The sequence below is a fragment of the Pseudomonas sp. EA_65y_Pfl1_P113 genome (genome assembly GCF_963970525.1).
GTDB lineage: Bacteria > Pseudomonadota > Gammaproteobacteria > Pseudomonadales > Pseudomonadaceae > Aquipseudomonas > Aquipseudomonas tritici.
Window position 1 is genome coordinate 1 of the sequence record NZ_CAXAQM010000404.1, and the last position, 502, is coordinate 502.

1 protein-coding gene is annotated in these 502 nt (G+C 57.2%); it reads left to right on the forward strand.

All coding sequences use genetic code 11. The features are described from left to right. Positions 1 to 147: 147 nt before the first annotated feature. A partial coding sequence (locus AACY52_RS30280) for a LysR family transcriptional regulator (RefSeq protein ID WP_339561375.1) occupies positions 148 to 502 on the forward strand: 355 nt, incomplete at its 3' end.

The following is a 502-nucleotide window of genomic DNA, read 5'->3' on the forward strand; positions in this document are numbered from 1 at the left end:
TTTCCCCCTAAATGCTCTCTATAATCGGTCAGCCCTCGCAGCCGTCAGACCTCCCCAGCGTATTTTTTCTTGCCGCCACAAATGCCATTGCTTCGCGTCCTTATCTATCGCAGAAATGTGGAAGCGCCGTTCGCATAATGTGAGCAGGTGAAAGGAAGCGTCGTGCTATTAGGAAGAGCCGCTATTTATTTCGACGAAGTGGCACGGCGCGGTGCCCTGCGTCGTGCCGCCGATGTCCTGCATATTGCTCCCTCTGCAGTCGACCGGCAGATCATCCAACTCGAAGAGGAACTCGGCACCAAGCTATTTGAGCGGACGGCAACCGGAATGCGCATGACCGCAGCCGGCGAGGTCCTCGTCGACGGCGTACGTCGATGGCGCCGTGATCTTCTTAGAATCCGATCCGAAATCGACAATCTGGTCGGCCTGCGCCGCGGTACTGTATCGATCGCGCTGGTCGAAGGCGCTGTCGGGTATGTGAGTACGGCGACGGCTACATTCT